This window comes from Rhodococcus sp. Z13_19A (genome assembly GCF_058133575.1).
The window spans coordinates 95,403-113,423 of record NZ_JBYUNN010000004.1; the positions used below are offsets into that span (position 1 = coordinate 95,403).

Genomic DNA, 18,021 nt, shown 5'->3' on the forward strand with positions numbered 1-18,021 from the left:
GATGACCGTGCTGGACGTGGCGCTGCTGGCCGGGGTGCAGCCCAGCCCGCTGCCGGCCTTCCTCATCGCCCCGGCAGAGACCCCACAGGCGCTGGCCGCCTACCGGGCGCTGCGGCGGGAGACCTTCGTGGCCGAGCAGGGCCTGTTCACCGGCACCGACCGCGACGACGTGGACGACGACCCGCGCGCGGTGGTGCTGGTGGCCACCGACGGTGCGGGCCGGGTGCTGGGCGGGGTGCGGCTGGCGCCGAGCACCGCCGTGGACCTGGGCTGGTGGGCGGGCAGCCGGCTGGTGGTAGCCGCCGGTGCCCGCCACGGCAGCAGCATCGGCAAGGCGCTGGTGCGGGCGGCGTGTGCGCACGCCGAGGCCCACGGGGTGCTGCGCTTCGACGCCACCGTGCAGCCCCAGCACGAGGCGATGTTCACCCGGCTGGGCTGGACGCGGGTGGGCGACACCGTGCTGCAGGGACGTCCGCACGTGCAGATGCTGTGGCCCATCGACCGGGTGCAGCGGCTGGTGGAGGGCACCAAGGCGGTGCTGGCCGACGCGCTGGCTCCGCTGATGCAGGTGCCGATGGGACTGGGCGGCAGCGGCTTCCGCGGTGACGACGGGGTGCCGGTGCCGGGCAGCGACCTGGTGGCCGCCTGCGACGCCATCGTGCCCGCGATGGTGCAGCGCGACCCGGAGTGGGCGGGCTGGTGCGCGGCCCTGGTCAACCTCAACGACCTCTCCGCCATGGGCGCCACGCCGGTGGGGCTGCTCGACGCGGTCGGCGCGCCCAACCGCTCGGTGCTCACCCGGGTGATCCGCGGGCTGGCCCGCGCCGCCCAGACCTGGGGCGTGCCGGTGCTGGGCGGGCACACCCAGCTGGGGGTGCCCGCGGCGCTGTCGGTCACCGCGCTGGGGCGCACCACGCACCCGGTGCCCGCCGGTGGGGGACGCTTGGGCGACGTGCTGCGGCTGACCGCCGACCTGGGCGGGCAGTGGCGCCCGGGCTACCAGGGCCAGCAGTGGGACTCCACCTCCGGACGCACCGGCGAGGAGCTCACCACGATGGGCTCCTTCGTGGCCCGGACTCGGCCGGCCGCAGCCAAGGACGTCAGCATGGCGGGCCTCGCCGGCACCACCGGGATGCTGGCCGAGGCCAGCGGGCTGGGCGCGGTGCTCGACGTCGCCGCGCTGCCCCGTCCCCGCGGGGCGGCCATGGGCGACTGGATGACCTGTTTTCCCGGCTTCGCCATGGTGACCGCCGACCGTCCTGGTCGTGCCGTGCCACCGGCGGGGCCGGCCACCTCCGCGGTGTGCGGAGAGCTCACGACCGAACCGGGGGTCAGCCTGCGCTGGCCCGACGGGATGACCACCCGCGCGGTGCACAGCACCGTCACAGGACTGGGAGCAGCATGAGCACCACCGGAATCTCCGTCGCCGCCGCCGAGTTCGGCCGCGACCTGGAGCAGAGCTACGCCACCATCGCCGCGCTGATGGAGCAGGCCCGCGCCGCCGGCAGCCAGCTGCTGGTGCTGCCCGAGGCCTGCCTGGGCGGGTACCTGCCCAGCCTGGGCGGCGGCACCGAGGACGAGGAAGCCCGGCAGCGCCGACTGGCCAACCTGCCGCCCGCCCTGGAGCTGGGCGGGCCGGAGCTGCGCCGGGTGCGGGAGCTGGCCGGGGACCTGGTGGTCACGCTCGGCTTCTGCGAGGCCGACGGCGACACCCGCTACAACGCCGCGGTCACCCTCACCGGTGACGGCATCCTCGGCTCCTACCGCAAGGTGCACCAGCCGCTGGGGGAGAACCTCTGCTACGCCGCCGGCACCGGCTTCGCCGCCTTCGACACTCCGGTCGGCCGGATGGGCATGCAGATCTGCTACGACAAGGCCTTCCCCGAGGCCGCCCGCGCGCTGGCCCTGGACGGGGCGGAGATCATCACCTCGCTGTCGGCCTGGCCCACGGCGCGGACCTCGCCGGCGGAGACCCTGGAGGCCGACCGCTGGAAGCAGCGCTTCGACATCTACGACCGGGCGCGGGCCACCGAGAACCAGGTGGTGTGGGTGGCGTCCAACCAGGCGGGCACCTTCGGCTCGCTGCGCTTCGTGTGCAGCGCCAAGATCGTCGGCCCCGGCGGGGAGGTGCTCGCCGACACCGGCACCGCACCCGGGCTGGCGTCGGCGCGCCTCGACGTGCAGGCCGAGCTGGCGGCCATCCGCGGCGGCGGCATGTACAACCTGCGCGACCGCCGCCCCGAGCTCTACGGCGACGTGGTGGAGGCCAACCGGGTGGCGCAGGAGGTGCTCGCCCATGCCTGAGATGACCTTCACCGTGCAGTGGCCCGACGGCACCTGCCAGTCCTGCTACTCCCCGTCGCTGGTGATGCACGACCACCTCACCGCGGGCGAGACCTACGCGGTGGCGGAGTTCCTGGCCCGCAGCCGGACCGCGCTCAACGAGGCCAGCGAGCGGGTGCGCGCCAAGTTCGGCACGTACTGCACCTCGGCGATGCAGCAGGTGGCCGAGCTGGAGGCCGCAGCTGCCCAGCACGACCCCAGTGCCCCGGTGCGGGTGCTGGCCATGAACCCGGCGAGCGTCCCCGGAGGTGTGCGATGACCGAGCAGCGCGAGGTGGTGGTGGTCGGCGGCGGCCAGGCCGGGCTGAGCATCAGCTGGCACCTGGTGCAGCAGGGGGTGGACCACGTGGTGCTCGAGCGCGACACCGTGGCGCACGAGTGGCGGGACAGCCGCTGGGACAGCTTCACCCTGGTGACGCCGAACTGGCAGTGCACCCTGCCCGGCTACTCCTACGCCGGCGACGACCCCGACGGGTTCATGACCCGCGAGCAGACCTACGACTTCGTCCGCGGCTACGCGGAGAGCTTCCCGGTGCCGCTGCGCGAGGGCGTGACGGTGACCTCGGTGCACCAGGCGGCCGACGGCGGCTTCGACGTGGACACCACCGCGGGGCCGATCCACTGCCGGCAGGTGGTGGTGGCCACCGGCGGCTACCACCTGCCGGTGATCCCGCGGCTGGCCGAGCGGCTGCCTGCCTCGCTCGTGCAGCTGCACTCCTCGCAGTACAAGTCCGCCGACGCGCTGCCGCCGGGAGAGGTGCTGGTGGTGGGCAACGGCCAGTCCGGTGCCCAGATCGCCGAGGACCTGATGCTCTCCGGGCGCACCGTGCACCTGGTGACCGGCAGCGCCCCGCGGGTGGCGCGGTTCTACCGCGGCCGGGACTGCGTGGCGTGGCTGCACGACATGGGCACCTACGACGTGTCCATCGCCGAGCACCCCGGCGGGCTGGCCAAGCGCGAGAACACCAACCACTACGTCACCGGCCGCGACGGCGGGCGCGACATCGACCTGCGCGACTTCGCCCGGCGGGGGATGAAGCTGTACGGGCGGCTGCTGGAGGTCACCGACGACACCCTGCAGCTGGCGCCCACGCTGGGCCGCTCGCTGGACGCCGCCGACCAGGTGATGGAGTCCATCAAGGACTCCATCGACGCCCACATCGAGCGCGCGGGAATCGACGCACCGACGGAGCCGCGCTACCAACCGGTGTGGACCCCGGAGCGCGAGGTGACCGAGCTGCGCCTGGACGAGGTCGGCGTCACCTCGGTCGTCTGGTCCATCGGCTTCCGCACCGACTACCGGTGGCTGCACGCCGGGGTCTTCGACGGCGAGGGGCGGCCCTGCCACCAGCGCGGAGTGACGGCCGTGGACGGGCTGTACTTCCTGGGGCTGCCCTGGCAGCACACCTGGGGCTCCGGCCGCTTCGCCGGCGTGGCCCGCGACGCCGCGCACCTGGCCGAGCAGATCCTCGCCGCCGCGCCGGTCAGCGCTGCGCCGGTCAGCCCGTTGCACGCGGCGCTGGCCTAGGCCACCGTGCGGCTGGCCGCGCTGGCGGGGCACTTCGGCCGCGACGTGGGGCGGGCGATGGTCAAGCTGGAGACCATCCTGGCGGCGGCGGTCGACAGCGGCATCGACCTGCTGGTGCTGCCGGACGCCTGCCTGGGTGGCTACCTCTCGGACCTGCGGCGCCCGGATCCCGACGAGCTGCCACCTCCGCTGCGTGCCGACGGCCCTGAGCTGGCAGCCATCAGCGCGATGGCCGGCGCCATGACGGTGTGCATCGGCTACACCGAGCTGCACGAAGGGCGCCGCTACAACGCGGCGGCCTGCGTCACCGGCGACGGCGTCCTGGGCAGCCACCGCAAGGTGCACCAGCCGGCCGGGGAGTTCCTGGCCTACAGCGCGGGCGACAGCTTCTCGGCGTTCGACACCCCGGTGGGGCGCATGGGGATGCTGATCGACTACGACAAGACCTTCCCCGAGGCGGCCCGCACCCTGGCGCTGGACGGCGCGCGGATCATCGCGGCGCTGTCGGCGTGGCCGGCCAACGTCACCGACCGCACTGAGCGGTTGCCGCAGGACCGGCAGTCGCGACTGTTCGACCTGTACGACTCGGCGCGGGCGGCGGAGAACCAGGTGGTGCTGGTGTCGTCCAACCAGACCGGTGTGCAGGGCGGTCTGCGGTTCCTCGGCCAGGCCAAGGTGGTGGGTCCGGGTGGGGACGTGCTGGCCCGCACCGGGACGAAGGGCGGGATGGCGGTGGCGGAGGTGGACGTGGACACCGAGGTGGACCGGGCGCGGCGGGTGCTGCGGCACCTGGACGAGCGGCGGGTGGACACCTACCGGAACCTGCTGGACGAGAAGGAAGGCTGAGCTGTGCGCATCGCGCTGATCACCTACTCCACCAAGCCGCGCGGCGGTGTGGTGCACACCTTGGCGCTGGCCGAGGCGCTGGCCCGTGCCGGTGCGGAGGTGTGGGTGTGGACGCTGGGCCGCGGTGGCGATGACGCCTTCTTCCGCCCGGTGGATCCGGCGGTGCACGTGCGGGTGGTGCCCTTTGCCCCCATCGACGGCGAGGACGTCGGCGATCGCATCCTGCGCTCCATCGCAGTGCTGGGGGAGGCGTTCACGCCTGCGGACTACGACGTGGTGCACGCGCAGGACTGCATCAGCGCCAACGCCGTGGGCCGGTGCGTGCGCACCATCCACCACCTCGACGAGTTCGCCACACCCGAGCTGGCCGCCTGCCACGAGCGGGCGGTGGTGGAGCCCTACGCGCGGGTCTGCGTCTCGGCGGCGGTGGCCCGCGAGGTGCAGGACGGGTGGGACCTGACGCCCACGGTGATCCCGAACGGTGTTGACGCGCAACGATTTTCCGCTGGAGCCGCGGATGTTGCCGGCCGGCGGCGGTGGGCGGAGGAGCTGGGCGAGTACGTGCTGGCGGTGGGCGGCATCGAGCCCCGCAAGGGCAGCATCGACCTGGTGGAGGCGTACGCGCTGCTCGCGCGGGAGCGGCCGGGGCTGAACCTGGTGTTCGCCGGCGGGGAGACGTTGTTCGACTACCGCTGGTACCGGGAGGCGTTCGACAAGCGCTGCGCCGAGCTGGGGGTGCAGCCGCGGGTGCTGGGCACGGTGGCCGAGGAGGAGCTGCCGTCGCTGGTGGCGCAGGCGTCGGTGTTCGCGTTCCTGTCCACGAAGGAGGGTTTCGGGATGGCGGCGATGGAGGCCCTGGCCGCGGGCGTGCCGGTGGTGGCGCGTGATCTGCCCGTGCTGCGGGAGGTGTTCGGCACCACCGTGGCCTTTGCCTCGACCCACGCGGAGATGGCCGCTGCCCTGGCCTGGCCGGGCGGAGATCGCGCGGCCGGGCGCGAGCTGGCCCTGCGACACAGCTGGGACGACGCGGCGCGGGCGCACCTGGACTTCTACGCCGCGCTCGAGCCGCACGAGGCCACCTCGAGGTGAGCCAGTTCGGGAGCTGGCGGTGCTGGCCGTCGGCGGTGGGCAGGTCTCGGTTGTTGGGCAGGATCGATCCAGGCCGGTGGGGTGAACCAGGGTTGGCGGTCGTCACCGGTGGCTACGGACCAGCCTTGGTGGTGCACGACCCGGTGGTGGTGGCCGCAGAGGAGAACCAGGTTGTCTAGTGCGGTGTCGCCGTTGTCCGCCCAGTGGATGATGTGGTGGGCGTGGCACCAGCCTGGTGGTCGGCCGCAGCCGGGGAAGGCGCAGCCGCGATCCCGGGCGATCAACGCGCGTCGCAGGCCACCGGACACGACGTAGGTGGTGCGGCCGACGTCCAGCGGTACGCCGTTATCGTCCAGGGTCATGGGCGTGACCTCGGCGTCGCAGGCCAACCGGCGGGCGGCGGCGATGGACAGCGGTCCGAGGAACGTCAGCTCTGCGGCCGGGCCATGGCCGGCGGCGAGGGCGTCGGCGCGCACGTGCAGGGTGAGGTGGGGGCGGGCGTAGCCCTCGCCGGGCACGCAGGCGTGGTCAGCCGCCCGGCCGAGCAGGTCCACGAAGGCGTCGCCCAGTCGCTTCGCGGGACTCCGGGCGTCTCGCTCCCCGTTGTCTTCCGGCCGTGGCTTGGCCAGCGGCGACAACACGGCCTTGGCGAGCTCGGCGGCTTCGGTGTCCAGCCAGCCGGTCACCTTGTGCAGCCCGTCGCCGCAGTCATTGATCCGCAGCTCCCGCCGGGCCACGGCGTGTTCCTCGGTGAGCTCAGCATCGTCGGGGGAGATGCGGGCGAGCAGGTCCTTGCCACGCCGGCCCAGCGCGTGCGGGTCCTCGGCGAGTGCGGCGTCGAGCAGGTAGGTGCGGCAGGCGTCGGCCCCGTCGTCAGGCAGATTGTCCGGCAGCTGCTGCAGCACCCGCACGATTACCTCCGCGTGGTCCACCGTGATGGCGCCGGTGTCCAGGGCCGCAGCCACGTCCGGCAGCCGGCTCAACGCCAGCCCGAGCCGCACCATCCGCGACGCTGCGGCAGGGGCAACCCGCGTGGCGTCGGTCAACCAGCGCGCCGAGCTCGACGCCCCCTGCTCGATGGCCACACCTCGGCGGTCGATCTCTGCCACCGTGCGCAGCTGCAACCCCTGCAACGCCGACACCCGCCCGCTCAGAGCCACCGCGAACGGCAACAGCTCATCCGACCCCAGGCGCCACAGCTCCACTGATGCCGGTGAGGCGAGCGCGGTGGCCATGTCCATGAGTCGAACACTAGTTCGAACCGCCGACAAGTTCGGTGGTTCCGCAAATGTGGCCGAGAAACCCGCCCCGGTCCGCGGCGTACGGTCGAGTGCGCCGGCCAGGCGCGGCTGCGGCGGCGCCGGGAGAACCTCGGGGCGAGGTGGGAACCGATGGTCACCTACATCCAGTCGTTGCTCGCGGGCGTGCTGATCGGTGCGCTCTACGCCCTGCTGCGGGTGAAGTCGCCGGCCCCACCGATGGTCGCGCTGGTCGGGCTGGGCGGGATGCTCGTCGGCTACAGCTTCTGGGACCAGGTGGCATGACCAGCGTCGCCGCGCGGGCAAGGCAGTCGGTGCTCACCCGCCTCTACCTCGTCCGGACCGGCGAGTTCTGGCGCGGCACCGCGGTGCGCTACGTCGGCTCCGCCCTGGTCGGCATCCTGGCCGGGATCATCTACCGCTCGCTGGACATCAGGTCCCCGGCCCCGCCCTGGGTGGCACTGGTGGGTCTGGTCGGGATCCTGCTGGGTGAGTACTGGATGGGTACGGCGCTGAGGCGCACGTGGCCGTGGCGTCGCGGCAGGCGAATCGAGGTGCCGACCGACGAGAGCTAGTCCCCGAAACACCACCGCGCGGCGCGCAGCACCACCCGGCCGTCGCGGATCGGGGCTCCCTCCGCGCGCAGCCGCTGCAGCTGTTCCTCGCTCTTGTGCGGTGCCGGCCGGCCCGCGGCGTTGACCACCCGGTGCCACGCCAGGTCGGCGGAGTCCTCGGCCAGGATGCGTCCAGCCAGCCGCGGTGAGCTCAGCCCGGCAGCATCAGCCAGGTCGCCATAGGTGGTCACCCGACCCGGTGGCACCTGCTGGAGCAGCTCCCGCACCCGTTCCACCTGTTCCTCGTTCACCGGCTCACTGCTCCACCAGTGCCGCCCGCACCAGCTCGGCCCCCACCGCCGGCTGCTCCTGCTCCACCATGTGCCCTGCGTCGAGCACCTGCAGGCGCAGTGCGTCCCCGAGCACCTCGCGCCAGCCCTCGAGCGTGGCGTCGGTGAGGTAGGGCGGGTGCACCTGCCCGGCCCGCAGCACCACCGTCGGCATCCCGGCCGGCGGGGCGACGCTAGGCCGGGCCAGCTCGCTCCACGACGCCACCATCGCCGGGGTGGACAACCGCCAGGTCAGGCCGCCCTCGGCCCGCTCCACCAGGTGCTGGGCCACCTCGGCGTCCACCGCCGCCTGCGGTGCCGCCGCCCAGTCCTTGCGCTGCTGCGCCCGGGCCTGCTCGGCGTCGGCGAACACCGGCGGCGCGCACGCGGCCTGGGCGCACTCCAGCGCGGCGCCGGCGGGCACGGCCATCGCCGGGTCCAGCAACAGCAGCGCGCGGATGCGGTGCGGCACCGCGCGGGCCAGGTGCACCGCGATGGCGCCGCCGTAGGAGTGCCCCACCAGCACCACCGGGTCGGGGCCCAGCTCCGCCAGCACGGCGCACAGGTCGGCCACGTGCTGGTCCATGGTCCACGGTGGCCGGGCGGGGGAGCGGCCGTGCCCGCGCAGGTCGGGTGCGACCAGGTTCACCTCGGGCAGGTGCTCGGCCACCCCCCACCAGCGCCCGCCGTGACCGGTGACCCCGTGCAGGGCAAGGACGGTGGGGCCGGACGGGCTTCCGTGGTGGTGCAGGTGCAGCGGCGAGGACATCCCCGGAGTCTGGCAGCCCGCCCCAGCCCGGCGGCGAAGCTGTCGGGGGTCCGTGTTTACCTAGCCGCGTGGTCAGGACGGGGGAGCGGCAGCGCAGCCGCCTGGTGCGGGCACCCGCCGTGGCGCACCCCGTCCGGCACTGGGACGGGGAGGCGGCCCAGCTGCTCGACGGGTTGCCGGCGCCGCGGGCGGCGTGGGCGCCGGTCTCGGTGCTGGGTGGTCCGGGCACCGGCAAGACGTCCCTGCTGGTCGACCTGGCGGTGCGGCGGCTGCGCACCCCGGGGGTCGACCCGGAGTCGGTGCTGGTGCTCACCGCCTCCCGCCGCGCCGCGCGGGACATCCGGGTGCAGGTCACCGCCGGGCTGGCCGCCGCCGGCGTGGGCGGTGCAGGCGCGCACACCGTGCGCGAGCCCCTGGTGCGCACCGTGCACTCCTACGCCTTCGCGGTGCTGCGCCTGCAGTCGGCCGCACACGACAACCCCCCGCCCCGCCTCATCACCGGCGCCGAGCAGGACGCGGTGATCCGGGAGCTGCTGCGCGGGGAGATCGCCGACGGCGCCCCCGGCTGGCCGGACTCGCTGCGCCCGGCCCTGGGGATGACCGGGTTCGCCCGCGAGCTGCGCGACCTGTTGCTGCGGGCCGCCGAGCGCGGGCTGGCCCCGGAGGACCTCGTCAAGCTGGGGCGCACGCACAAGCGCAAGGAGTGGGTGGCCGCCGGGCGCTTCGGGCTGCTGTACGAGCAGGTGCTGCTGCTGCGCAGCTCGGTGGGCATGGAGGCGCCGCAGGCCAGCGCCCCCGCGGTGGACGCCGCGGGCCTGGTCTCCGGGGCGCTGGACGCCTTCGCGGGTGATCCGGAGCTGCTGGCCGACCAGCGCTCCCGGGTGCGGCACCTGTTGGTGGACGACGCCCAGCACCTCGACCCGCACGCCGCCGAGCTGGTGCGCCAGCTGGGCGCCGGGACCCGCGAGGTGGTGGTGGCCGGCGACACCGACCAGGCGATCTACGGCTTCCGCGGCGCCGACCCCACCTTCCTGGCCGACCTGCCCGCCCGGCACCGGGTGCTGCTCACCACCAGCCACCGCTGCGCCCCCGCGGTGGCCGACGTGGTGGCCCGGATCAGCTCGCGGCTGCCCGGCGCCGCCCCGCAGCGCGGCCCCGCCGCCCGCACGGACGGCCCCGCCGGCCGGGTGCAGGTGCGGCTGCTGCGCACCGTGGCCCAGGAGGCGGCGCACGTCGCCGACACCCTGCGCCGCGCCCACCTGATGGACGGTGTTCCCTACGCCGAGATGGCCGTCATCGTGCGCTCCACCACCCGTGCCCTGCCCGCGCTGCGCCGGGCGCTGCTCTCCGCCGGGGTGCCGGTGCAGGTGCCCACCACCGACCTGCCCCTGGCCCGGCAGCAGGCGGCGCAGGGGCTGCTGCTGGCCCTCACCGCCCTCACCGCCGACGACGACTCGGTCACCTTCGACGACGAGGCGGCTCTGGCCCTGCTCACCTCCCCGTTCGGGGGCGCCGACCCGGTGTCGCTGCGCCGGCTGCGGCGGGGCCTGCGGCGGGTGGAGCTGGCCGCCGGCGGTGACCGCGACTCCGCCGAGCTGATCCGGGAGCTGCTGCTGGCCCCCTCTGCCGACTCCACCGCGCGCAACCGTGCCGACGACCCCCTCACCGCGCTCACCGCCGCCGAGGCCGAGCCGCTGCGCCGGGTGCAGCGCGTGCTGGCCGCCGCCCGTGCCGTGCTCACCGCCGGCCGCGGGGTGGAGGAGGTGTTGTGGGCCGCCTGGCAGGCCAGTGCCCTGGAGCGCCGCTGGGTGGCCGCCGCCGCCCGCGGGGGAGCGGCCGGTGCGCAGGCCGACCGAGACCTCGACGCGGTGGTGGCCCTGTTCGACGCCGCCGCCCGCTACGTCGACCGGCTGCCCGCGGGCAGCGTGGCCGGGTTCGTGGAGTACCTCAGCGAGCAGGAGCTGGCCACCGGCGGCACCGACGCGCTCACCGCGGCCGGCACCACCGACGCGGTCACCGTGCTCACCGCGCACTCCGCGGCGGGGCGGCAGTGGCACACCGTGGCGGTGTCCGGGGTGCAGGAGGGGCTGTGGCCGGCGCTGCGCAGCAAGGGCAGCCTGCTGGGCACCGAGCAGCTGGTGGACATCGTCGCCGGCACCGACCCGGCGCTGTTCGACACCCTCTCGCGCACCGCGCCGCTGCTGGCCGAGGAGCGACGACTGTTCCTGGTGGCGTGCAGCCGCGCCGCGCACACCCTGCTGGTCACCGCGGTGAACAGCGCCGCCGGCGACACCGACCTGCTGGCCTCCCGGTTCGTGGACGAGGTGTCCGGCCTGGACGCCGACTCGGTGGACCCCGACGAGCCCGACCCGCGGGCGGCGCCGGTGGGCCGGGCGCTGGTGCTCGGTGAGCTGGTGGCCGACCTGCGGGCCGTGGTGTGCGACCCGGAGGCCGACGTCGAGCGCCGCGACCGGGCCGCCGCACAGCTGGCCCGCCTGGCCGCCGCCGGAGTGCGCGGGGCCCACCCGGACAGCTGGTACGGGCTCGGCGAGACCAGCACCGCCGCGCAGCTGTGGCATCCGGGCGACGGACCCGTCCCGGTGTCACCCTCCACCGTGGACCTGCTCAGCACCTGCCCGCTGCGCTGGCTGCTGGAGCGCCACGGCGGCCAGGACGGCTCCGCCACCTCGGCGGTCACCGGCACCCTGGTGCACGCCCTGGTGCAGGCCATCGCCGAGAAGGCCAGCCCGGACGAGGTGGACGCCGCCCTGGAGCGGGCGTGGACTGCCGTGGACGTGGGCGCGCCGTGGTACTCGCGACTGGAGCTGGAGCGCACCCGCGGGATGCTGGAGACCTTCCGGCAGTGGTGGCAGCGCAGCCGCGCCGACCTCACCGAGGTGGCGGTGGAGGTGGACGTCGACGTGCTGCTGCGCGGACGCACTGGCACCGGCACGGAGAGCAGCCCAGCAGAGCCCGAAGCGGCACACGAACCTGAAGCAGACCAGGACGCCGCCGACCTCGAGGTCCGCGTCCGCGGCCGCATCGACCGCCTGGAGCGCGACGCCCTGGGCCGCCTGGTGGTGGTGGACGTCAAGACCTCCAAGAACCCGGTCACCGCCGACGCCGCCGCAGAGCACGCCCAGCTGGCCACCTACCAGGTCGCCGCGGCCGAGGGCGGTGTCGCCGAGGTCAGCCCGGACGCGCCCTCCGGTGGGGCCCGGCTGGTCTACGTGGCCAAGGCGCACGCCAAGCAGGGCGCCACCCAGCGCAGCCAGCCCGCGCTCACCGACGAGACCCGCGCCCAGTGGCGCGGCCGGGTGATCGATGCGGCCGCCGCCACCCAGGGACCGGAGTTCCTCGCCGTGGTCAACGACGGCTGCACGCACTGCCCGGTCAACGGCTCCTGCCCGGCCCAGGACTCCGGCCGCCAGGTGGGTGGGTCATGACCAGCACGCTCACCCGCACGCCGCGCATCGGCCCCGCCGAGCTCACCGCTGCCCTGGGCCTGCCGCCGCCCACCGACGAGCAGGAGGCGGTCATCGCCGCGCCGCTCGGTCCGGCGCTGGTGGTGGCCGGTGCCGGGGCCGGCAAGACCGAGACCATGGCCGCCCGCGTGGTGTGGCTGGTGGCCAACGGGATCCTCCCGCCCGACCAGGTGCTCGGCCTCACCTTCACCCGCAAGGCCGCCCAACAGCTGGCCTCGCGCATCCGCACCCGGCTGCACCGCCTGGCCGGCACCGACCTGCTGCAGCGGGTGGACCCCAGCGGCGAGCTCACCGCCCGGGTCCGCGCCGCCGAGCCCGAGGTCAGCACCTACCACGCCTACGCGGGTCGGCTGCTGGCCGAGCACGGGCTGCGACTGCCGGTGGAGCCCTCCGCCACGCTGCTCAGCGAGACTGCCTCCTGGCAGCTGGCGCACCGCGTGGTCAGCACCTGGGGCCACGACCTGGAGACCACCGCCGTGCCCGGCACCATCACCGCCCGGCTGCGCGAGCTCGCCGGTCAGCTCGCCGAGCACCTGGTGGAGCCAGAGGCGCTGCTGGACAGCCGCACCGAGCTCGACCGGCTCATCCACACCCTCCCGCCCGGGCCCAAGCAGCGGGGCGGGCCCACCAAGCCCCTGCTGCGGGTGCTCGAGGCGCAGGACCAGCGGCTGATCCTGCTGCCCCTGCTGGAGCGGCTCGCCGAGACCATGCAGCGGGAGTCCGCCCTGGACTTCGGCAGCCAGATGTCGCTGGCCGCCCGGCTGGCCCGCGAGCACCCCGAGGTGGGGGCCGCCGAGCGCCAGCGCTTCCGGGCGGTGCTGCTGGACGAGTACCAGGACACCGGCCACGCCCAGCGGGTGCTGCTCACCTCGCTGTTCGGGGGCGGGCGCGACCCAGAGCTGGCGCTCACCGCGGTGGGTGACCCCATCCAGTCGATCTACGGCTGGCGCGGGGCGTCGGCGGCCAACCTGCCCCGCTTCGCCACCGACTTCCCGCGCAACCGGGCCGGCAGCCCCGCCCCGCGCAGCGAGCTGCTCACCAGCTGGCGCAACCCCGCCGAGGCGCTGTACCTGGCCAACGGCATCTCCGCCGAGCTGCGCGCCACCGGGGTGCCCGTGTCCGAGCTGCGGGCCCGCCCCGGTGCGCCCGCCGGCGACGTGCGCGCCGCGCTGCTGCCCGACGTGGCCACCGAGCTCGGCTGGGTGGCCGGGCACGTCGCCCGCACCTACCGCGAGGCCCGCGCCGCCGGCGAGCCCGTGCCCACCGCCGCCGTGCTGGTCCGCCGCCGCGCCGACATGGCCGGGGTGGCCGACGCGCTGCGCGCTGAGGGGCTGCCGGTGGAGGTGGTCGGCGTCGGAGGACTGCTGGACACCCCCGAGGTGCGCGACGTGGTGAGCGTGCTGCGGCTGCTGGCCGACCCGCTGGCCGGCAGCGCCGCGGTGCGGGTGCTCACCGGCGCTCGCTGGCGCATCGGCGCCGCTGACCTGCTCACCCTGTGGCGCCGGGCCACCGAGCTGGCCGTCCGCGGCGGTGGACCGGCGGAGGAGGGGCCGAGCACCCTCACCCACGTGCTGGAGTCGGCGATGCCGGTGGAGGACGCCGAGGTCGCCGGGCTGGTGGACGCCCTGGCCGACCCCGGCCCCGCACACCGCTACTCCACCCACGGCTACGCCCGCATCGCGGCGCTCGGCGACGAGCTGGCCGCCCTGCGCGAGCGGCTCAGCCAGCCGCTGCCCGAGCTGGTCGCCGACGTGGAGCGGGTGCTCGCGGTGGACATCGAGGTGGGGGTGCACGGGGCCGGCGGGCGCGCCAACCTCGACGCCTTCGCCGACGTGGTCACCGGCTACGCCAGCAACACCCCCACCGCCACCATCGAGGGACTGCTCAGCTACCTCGCCGCCGCCGAGGACGCCGAGGACGGGCTCACCCCCGGCGAGGTGGAGGTCGACCCCGACCGCGTCCAGGTGCTCACGGTGCACGCCGCCAAGGGCCTGGAGTGGCAAGTGGTGGCAGTTCCGCACTTGAGCGACAAGGTGTTTCCCACCACCAAGCGCTCGTCATCGTGGCTGCTCAACCCCACCGAGCTGCCCTCCCACCTGCGCGGCGACGCCGCCGAGACCGACGGTGGCGAGGGTGTGCCGGTGCTCGACCTCAGCCGCTGCTTCGACCGCAAGGAGCTGGAGGACACCTTCGCCGCCCACGAGAAGGCGGTGGACGCCCGGCGGCTGCAGGAGGAGCGGCGCCTGCTGTACGTGGCGCTCACCCGCACCGAGCACACCCTGCTGGTGTCCGGGCACCAGTGGGGCAACACCGGCAAGGGCCCGCGCGGACCGTCGGAGTTCCTCACCGCGCTGCACGACCTGGTGGCCGAGGTCGGCACCGTCGAGCACTGGGCACCTGCCCCGGAGGAGGACGCGGAGAACCCGGTGCTCAGCCAGGTCCGCAGCGCCGTGTGGCCGGCCGACCCGCTCGGCGCGCGCCGTGGGGCGGTGCAGGCCGGGGCCGCACGGGTGCTCGACGCCCTGGCCGCCCAGCCGGTCGCCGAGCAGCAGGCCAGCGCCGCACCCGCCGGCGACGACCCGGACGGAACCACCGAGCGCGACGACCCCGACGGGTGGATCGCCGACGTGGACGCGCTGCTGGCCGAGCGCAACCGGCGCCAGGCCACGGTGAGCGACGTGGCCCTGCCCACCCAGCTGTCGGTCAGCCAGCTGGTGGAGCTGGCCGCCGATCCCGACGCGCTGGCCCAGCGGCTGCGCCGGCCGCTGCCGTTCCCGCCCAACCCGCTGGCCCGCCGAGGCACCGCGTTCCACGCCTGGGTGGAGCGCCGCTACGGCGCCACCCGGTTGCTGGACATGGAGGACCTGCCCGGCTCCGCCGACGCCGACGCCGTGCCCGAGGCCGACCTGCAGCAGCTGCAGGACGCCTTCCTCGCCTCCAGCTGGGCGCAGCGCCGCCCGGTGGAGGTGGAGGTGCCCTTCGAGACGGTGCTGGCCGGCACCGTGCTGCGCGGGCGGGTCGACGCGGTGTTCGCCGATGCCGACGGCGGGTTCACCGTGGTGGACTGGAAGACCGGCGCGGTCCCCGAGCCCGCCCGCCGCCACGCGCTACAGGTGCAGCTGGCGGCCTACCGCGTGGCGTGGGCCGAGCTGGCCGACGTGCCGCTGGAGCGGGTGCGGGCGGCGTTCCACTACGTCCGCCACGACGAGACGCTGGCGCCGACCGACCTGATGGACGCCGACGACCTGGCCCACCTGCTCGCCGGCAGCTAGCTCGCGTCCGCCTCCTTGGCGTCCGAGCCTGAGTCGTCCGAGCCCGAGGAGTCCGACTCCTCAGAGTCCGAGGAGCCCGACCCCTCGACGTCGTCGGCGAACGCCGTCCCGGCCACCGTCCCACCGGTGCCGGGCACCACCACCGTCGGTCGCGCCCCCGGCTCGTAGCGGTCCTGCAGGTTGGCCACCTTCTTCTCGGCGTCCTTCAGCGTCTCCGGGTCCACCTCGGTCTCGGCACTGCCGGACTCGCCGTCCGACTCGTCGCCGGAGTCGCTGCCCGAATCCTCGGACGACGACGCGCCATTCTTCGAATTGCCGGACTTGTCCGAGTCAGTGGCCGTGTTCGGCTCACTCGTCGCGGCGGAGCTGATCACCGCGCCGCGCTCCCGGTCGCTTTCCCCGGACTCGGATCCATCACTGCTCTGCGACATTTCCGATTGCGTCTCGCTGCTCATCGCAAACCTCCACCCCGTCGTGGCGGGCACGGGCGACAGTGCCCGGCGTGTGCCGCATCACAGGGTGCGCCTGCAACGCCGAGAGCGCCACGCCAGACAGCTGGCGGGGCGCTCTCGGTGCAGGTCAGGAGGTCAGGAGGCGGCGGAGATCAGCGCCTCACGCTGCCGGGCGCCCAGGCCACCCACGCGGCGGGTGTCCACGATCTGCGCCTGCTCGAGCATCTGGCTGGCCCGCACCGCGCCGACGCCGGGCAGGGCCTTGACCACGGCGAGCACCTTGGTCTTCTTCACCAGCTCGTCGGTGTCGGACTTGGCGAGCACGTCGGCCAGGCTCAGCTTGCCTGCTTTCACCTGGTCCAGCAGCTCCTTGCGGGCGGTGCGGGCAGCGGCGGCCTTGGCCAGCGCCTCGCTGCGCTGCTCGGGGGTCATGGTGGGAAGGGCCATGGGTATCGCTCTCCAAAGATGTGTGGGGGACTGAAACTCCGCCTCCACCATGCACTAGTACCTGCGCGAATCGTTGCGCGACACACAAAATGGCGAGTTTTCGGCGTGTCCAGGGGCCGGAACAACCCGATCAGGGCCGGTGCGTGAAAACTGGGCACCATGTCAAGACGCTCCCTGCCGCCCGAGGAGCAGAGTGCCCTCAGCGCGGTGACGGTTCCGGGAGTCACCTACGGACCCACCCGCGCCATCCTGCTGCGCATCGCCGGCGCGCTCACCGCGCTGATCGCCACGGTCGGTCTGGTCTACCTCGACCGCAACGGCTACCGCGACGTCACCGAGACGCCGCTGTCGCTCGCCGACTGCTTCTACTACGCCACCGTGACGTTGTCGACCACCGGTTACGGCGACATCACGCCCTACACTCCGAGCGCTCGGATGATCAACGGCCTGGTGATCACGCCGCTGCGCGTGATCTTCCTGATCGTGCTCATCGGGACGACGCTGGAAGTGCTGACCGAGCGGTCTCGCCAGGCATTCAAGATCAACAGGTGGAGCAAAAAAGTGCGTGGACACACGGTCGTCATCGGCTTCGGCACCAAGGGGCGCTCCGCCGTGGCCGCCCTGCTCGGTGACGGGGTCGAGCCCAGCTCCATCGTGGTGGTGGACACCGACGCCACCATGCTGTCCGAGGCCACCGCGCTGGGGGTGGTGACGGTGCACGGCTCGGCCACTCGCTCCGACATCCTCCGCCTGGCCAACGTCCCGCGCGCCGCCTCCATCATCGTCGCGGCCAACCGCGACGACACCGCGGTGCTGGCCACCCTCTCGGCCCGCGAGCTGGCCCCCAAGGCCAAGATCATCGCCGCGGTGCGCGAGGCCGACAACGTGCACTCGGTGCGCCAGTCCGGCGCCGACCAGGTGGTGGTGTCCTCGGAGACCGCCGGCCGGCTGCTGGGCATCGCCACCACGGCACCCACCATCGTGCAGATGATGGCCGACCTGCTCACCCCGGACGCCGGCTTCGCCATCGCCGAGCGCGACGTGGAGCCCCGCGAGGTCGGCGGGTCACCGCGGCACCTGTCCGACATCGTGCTCGGCGTGGTGCGCAACGACATCCTCTACCGGGTGGACGAGCCCGCCGTGGACGCCATCGAGAACGGTGACCGGCTGCTCTACATCCGCAATGCCGACTAGCCCAGGCCCGACCGCTGCAGCAGCGTGGGCGCGTCACCGCGACGTGTACCTGCTGCTCGCCGTCGTACTGGGCGCCATCGCCACTGCCGCCGTCGTGCTGCTCACCACCCCGGTGCCCCCGGGTGCGGACGTGGTCGCCAGCGCCGAGGTCACCGCCACCGCCAGCTGTACCGGCGGCGGGTCGGACACCGTCCTGGTCGCCGGACCCGGCGGGCCGGTGAGCAGGGACCTCGACGGCTGCGGCAGCCCGGTGGGCACCCGGGTGCTGGTGAACCTGGCCCCGGGCGGCGCCGTCCCCGCCCGGGTTGCCCTGGCCGGCACCAGGGCCGGGGAGGCCAGCCCCACCACGGCGGTGCTCGCCCTGGCGGGTGCCGCGGTGCTCGCGGGCGGCCTGGCGGCCGCGGCGGTGCGGGCCCGCTCCCGCCGAGACCCCGAGGCGCCGCAGGGATAGGGTC

Annotated in this window: 17 protein-coding genes; 12 read left to right on the forward strand and 5 right to left on the reverse strand. The window is 74.4% G+C overall.

Annotation, left to right across the window (positions count from 1 at the left end):
- Position 1: 1 nt before the first annotated feature.
- Genes AC3YNX_RS15430 through AC3YNX_RS15455 form a run of 6 tightly spaced genes read left to right on the forward strand, consistent with a single transcriptional unit; the run spans position 2 to position 5,805 of the window.
- Positions 2 to 1,405 carry an MSMEG_0567/sll0787 family protein gene (locus AC3YNX_RS15430; RefSeq protein WP_489996280.1) on the forward strand — a complete coding sequence of 468 codons (1,404 nt, stop codon included), beginning with the start codon at positions 2 to 4 and terminating at the stop codon, positions 1,403 to 1,405.
- The gene (locus AC3YNX_RS15435; RefSeq protein ID WP_127783680.1) at positions 1,402 to 2,304 is read left to right on the forward strand and encodes a carbon-nitrogen hydrolase family protein; all 903 of its coding nucleotides are present in this window, start codon (positions 1,402 to 1,404) and stop codon (positions 2,302 to 2,304) included. The genes AC3YNX_RS15430 and AC3YNX_RS15435 overlap by 4 nt, the downstream gene beginning before the upstream one ends.
- Positions 2,297 to 2,602: an MSMEG_0570 family nitrogen starvation response protein gene (locus AC3YNX_RS15440; protein ID WP_127783679.1), complete on the forward strand. Its 306-nt coding sequence runs from the start codon at positions 2,297 to 2,299 to the stop codon at positions 2,600 to 2,602. Before AC3YNX_RS15435 ends, AC3YNX_RS15440 begins: the two co-directional genes overlap by 8 nt.
- Positions 2,599 to 3,870: an MSMEG_0569 family flavin-dependent oxidoreductase gene (locus tag AC3YNX_RS15445; RefSeq protein WP_127783678.1), complete on the forward strand. Its 1,272-nt coding sequence runs from the start codon at positions 2,599 to 2,601 to the stop codon at positions 3,868 to 3,870. Before AC3YNX_RS15440 ends, AC3YNX_RS15445 begins: the two co-directional genes overlap by 4 nt.
- Before the next feature lie 57 nt (positions 3,871 to 3,927).
- Entirely contained in the window at positions 3,928 to 4,716 is a 789-nt protein-coding gene (locus AC3YNX_RS15450; protein WP_127784871.1) for a carbon-nitrogen hydrolase family protein, read from the forward strand.
- A 3-nt stretch (positions 4,717 to 4,719) separates the two neighbouring features.
- Entirely contained in the window at positions 4,720 to 5,805 is a 1,086-nt protein-coding gene (locus tag AC3YNX_RS15455; RefSeq protein ID WP_489996035.1) for an MSMEG_0565 family glycosyltransferase, read from the forward strand.
- Here AC3YNX_RS15455 and AC3YNX_RS15460 read toward each other — a convergent pair.
- Positions 5,766 to 7,046 (reverse strand): HNH endonuclease signature motif containing protein, encoded by a 1,281-nt coding sequence (locus tag AC3YNX_RS15460; RefSeq protein ID WP_489996036.1) that lies wholly within the window; start codon positions 7,044 to 7,046, stop codon positions 5,766 to 5,768. The two genes, AC3YNX_RS15455 and AC3YNX_RS15460, sit on opposite strands and share 40 nt — an antisense overlap.
- Positions 7,047 to 7,196: 150 nt before the next feature.
- On the opposite strand from AC3YNX_RS15460, the gene AC3YNX_RS15465 reads away from it, so the two are divergent.
- Together AC3YNX_RS15465 and AC3YNX_RS15470 are read left to right on the forward strand one after the other, a co-directional pair.
- Complete coding sequence (locus tag AC3YNX_RS15465; protein WP_127783675.1) at positions 7,197 to 7,349, forward strand: DUF1427 family protein; 153 nt, start codon at positions 7,197 to 7,199, stop codon at positions 7,347 to 7,349.
- The gene (locus AC3YNX_RS15470; protein WP_489996037.1) at positions 7,346 to 7,639 is read left to right on the forward strand and encodes a DUF1427 family protein; all 294 of its coding nucleotides are present in this window, start codon (positions 7,346 to 7,348) and stop codon (positions 7,637 to 7,639) included. The genes AC3YNX_RS15465 and AC3YNX_RS15470 overlap by 4 nt, the downstream gene beginning before the upstream one ends.
- Here the strand turns inward: AC3YNX_RS15470 and AC3YNX_RS15475 are convergent.
- Positions 7,636 to 7,929: an MGMT family protein gene (locus tag AC3YNX_RS15475; protein WP_489996038.1), complete on the reverse strand. Its 294-nt coding sequence runs from the start codon at positions 7,927 to 7,929 to the stop codon at positions 7,636 to 7,638. The genes AC3YNX_RS15470 and AC3YNX_RS15475 overlap by 4 nt on opposite strands.
- Positions 7,930 to 7,933: 4 nt before the next feature.
- Complete coding sequence (locus tag AC3YNX_RS15480; protein ID WP_489996039.1) at positions 7,934 to 8,716, reverse strand: alpha/beta fold hydrolase; 783 nt, start codon at positions 8,714 to 8,716, stop codon at positions 7,934 to 7,936.
- A gap of 68 nt (positions 8,717 to 8,784) precedes the next feature.
- On the opposite strand from AC3YNX_RS15480, the gene AC3YNX_RS15485 reads away from it, so the two are divergent.
- Together AC3YNX_RS15485 and AC3YNX_RS15490 are read left to right on the forward strand one after the other, a co-directional pair.
- A complete protein-coding gene (locus AC3YNX_RS15485; RefSeq protein WP_489996040.1) occupies positions 8,785 to 12,162 on the forward strand; it encodes an ATP-dependent helicase in 3,378 nt (1,125 codons plus the stop codon).
- A complete protein-coding gene (locus AC3YNX_RS15490) occupies positions 12,159 to 15,473 on the forward strand; it encodes an ATP-dependent helicase (protein ID WP_489996041.1) in 3,315 nt (1,104 codons plus the stop codon). Before AC3YNX_RS15485 ends, AC3YNX_RS15490 begins: the two co-directional genes overlap by 4 nt.
- Here the strand turns inward: AC3YNX_RS15490 and AC3YNX_RS15495 are convergent.
- Both AC3YNX_RS15495 and mihF read right to left on the reverse strand, forming a co-directional pair.
- Positions 15,470 to 15,847, reverse strand: coding sequence for a hypothetical protein (locus tag AC3YNX_RS15495; protein WP_489996042.1), 378 nt, complete (start codon positions 15,845 to 15,847; stop codon positions 15,470 to 15,472). The genes AC3YNX_RS15490 and AC3YNX_RS15495 overlap by 4 nt on opposite strands.
- 213 nt (positions 15,848 to 16,060) lie before the next feature.
- Entirely contained in the window at positions 16,061 to 16,372 is a 312-nt protein-coding gene (mihF, locus tag AC3YNX_RS15500) for an integration host factor, actinobacterial type (protein ID WP_127783668.1), read from the reverse strand.
- 159 nt (positions 16,373 to 16,531) lie between these two features.
- Here mihF and AC3YNX_RS15505 point away from each other — a divergent pair, with 159 nt between their 5' ends.
- On the forward strand, positions 16,532 to 17,566 hold the full coding sequence (locus AC3YNX_RS15505) for a potassium channel family protein (RefSeq protein WP_127783667.1): 1,035 nt from the start codon (positions 16,532 to 16,534) through the stop codon (positions 17,564 to 17,566).
- Positions 17,556 to 18,017 (forward strand): hypothetical protein, encoded by a 462-nt coding sequence (locus AC3YNX_RS15510; protein ID WP_489982680.1) that lies wholly within the window; start codon positions 17,556 to 17,558, stop codon positions 18,015 to 18,017. Before AC3YNX_RS15505 ends, AC3YNX_RS15510 begins: the two co-directional genes overlap by 11 nt.
- Positions 18,018 to 18,021: the final 4 nt, after the last annotated feature.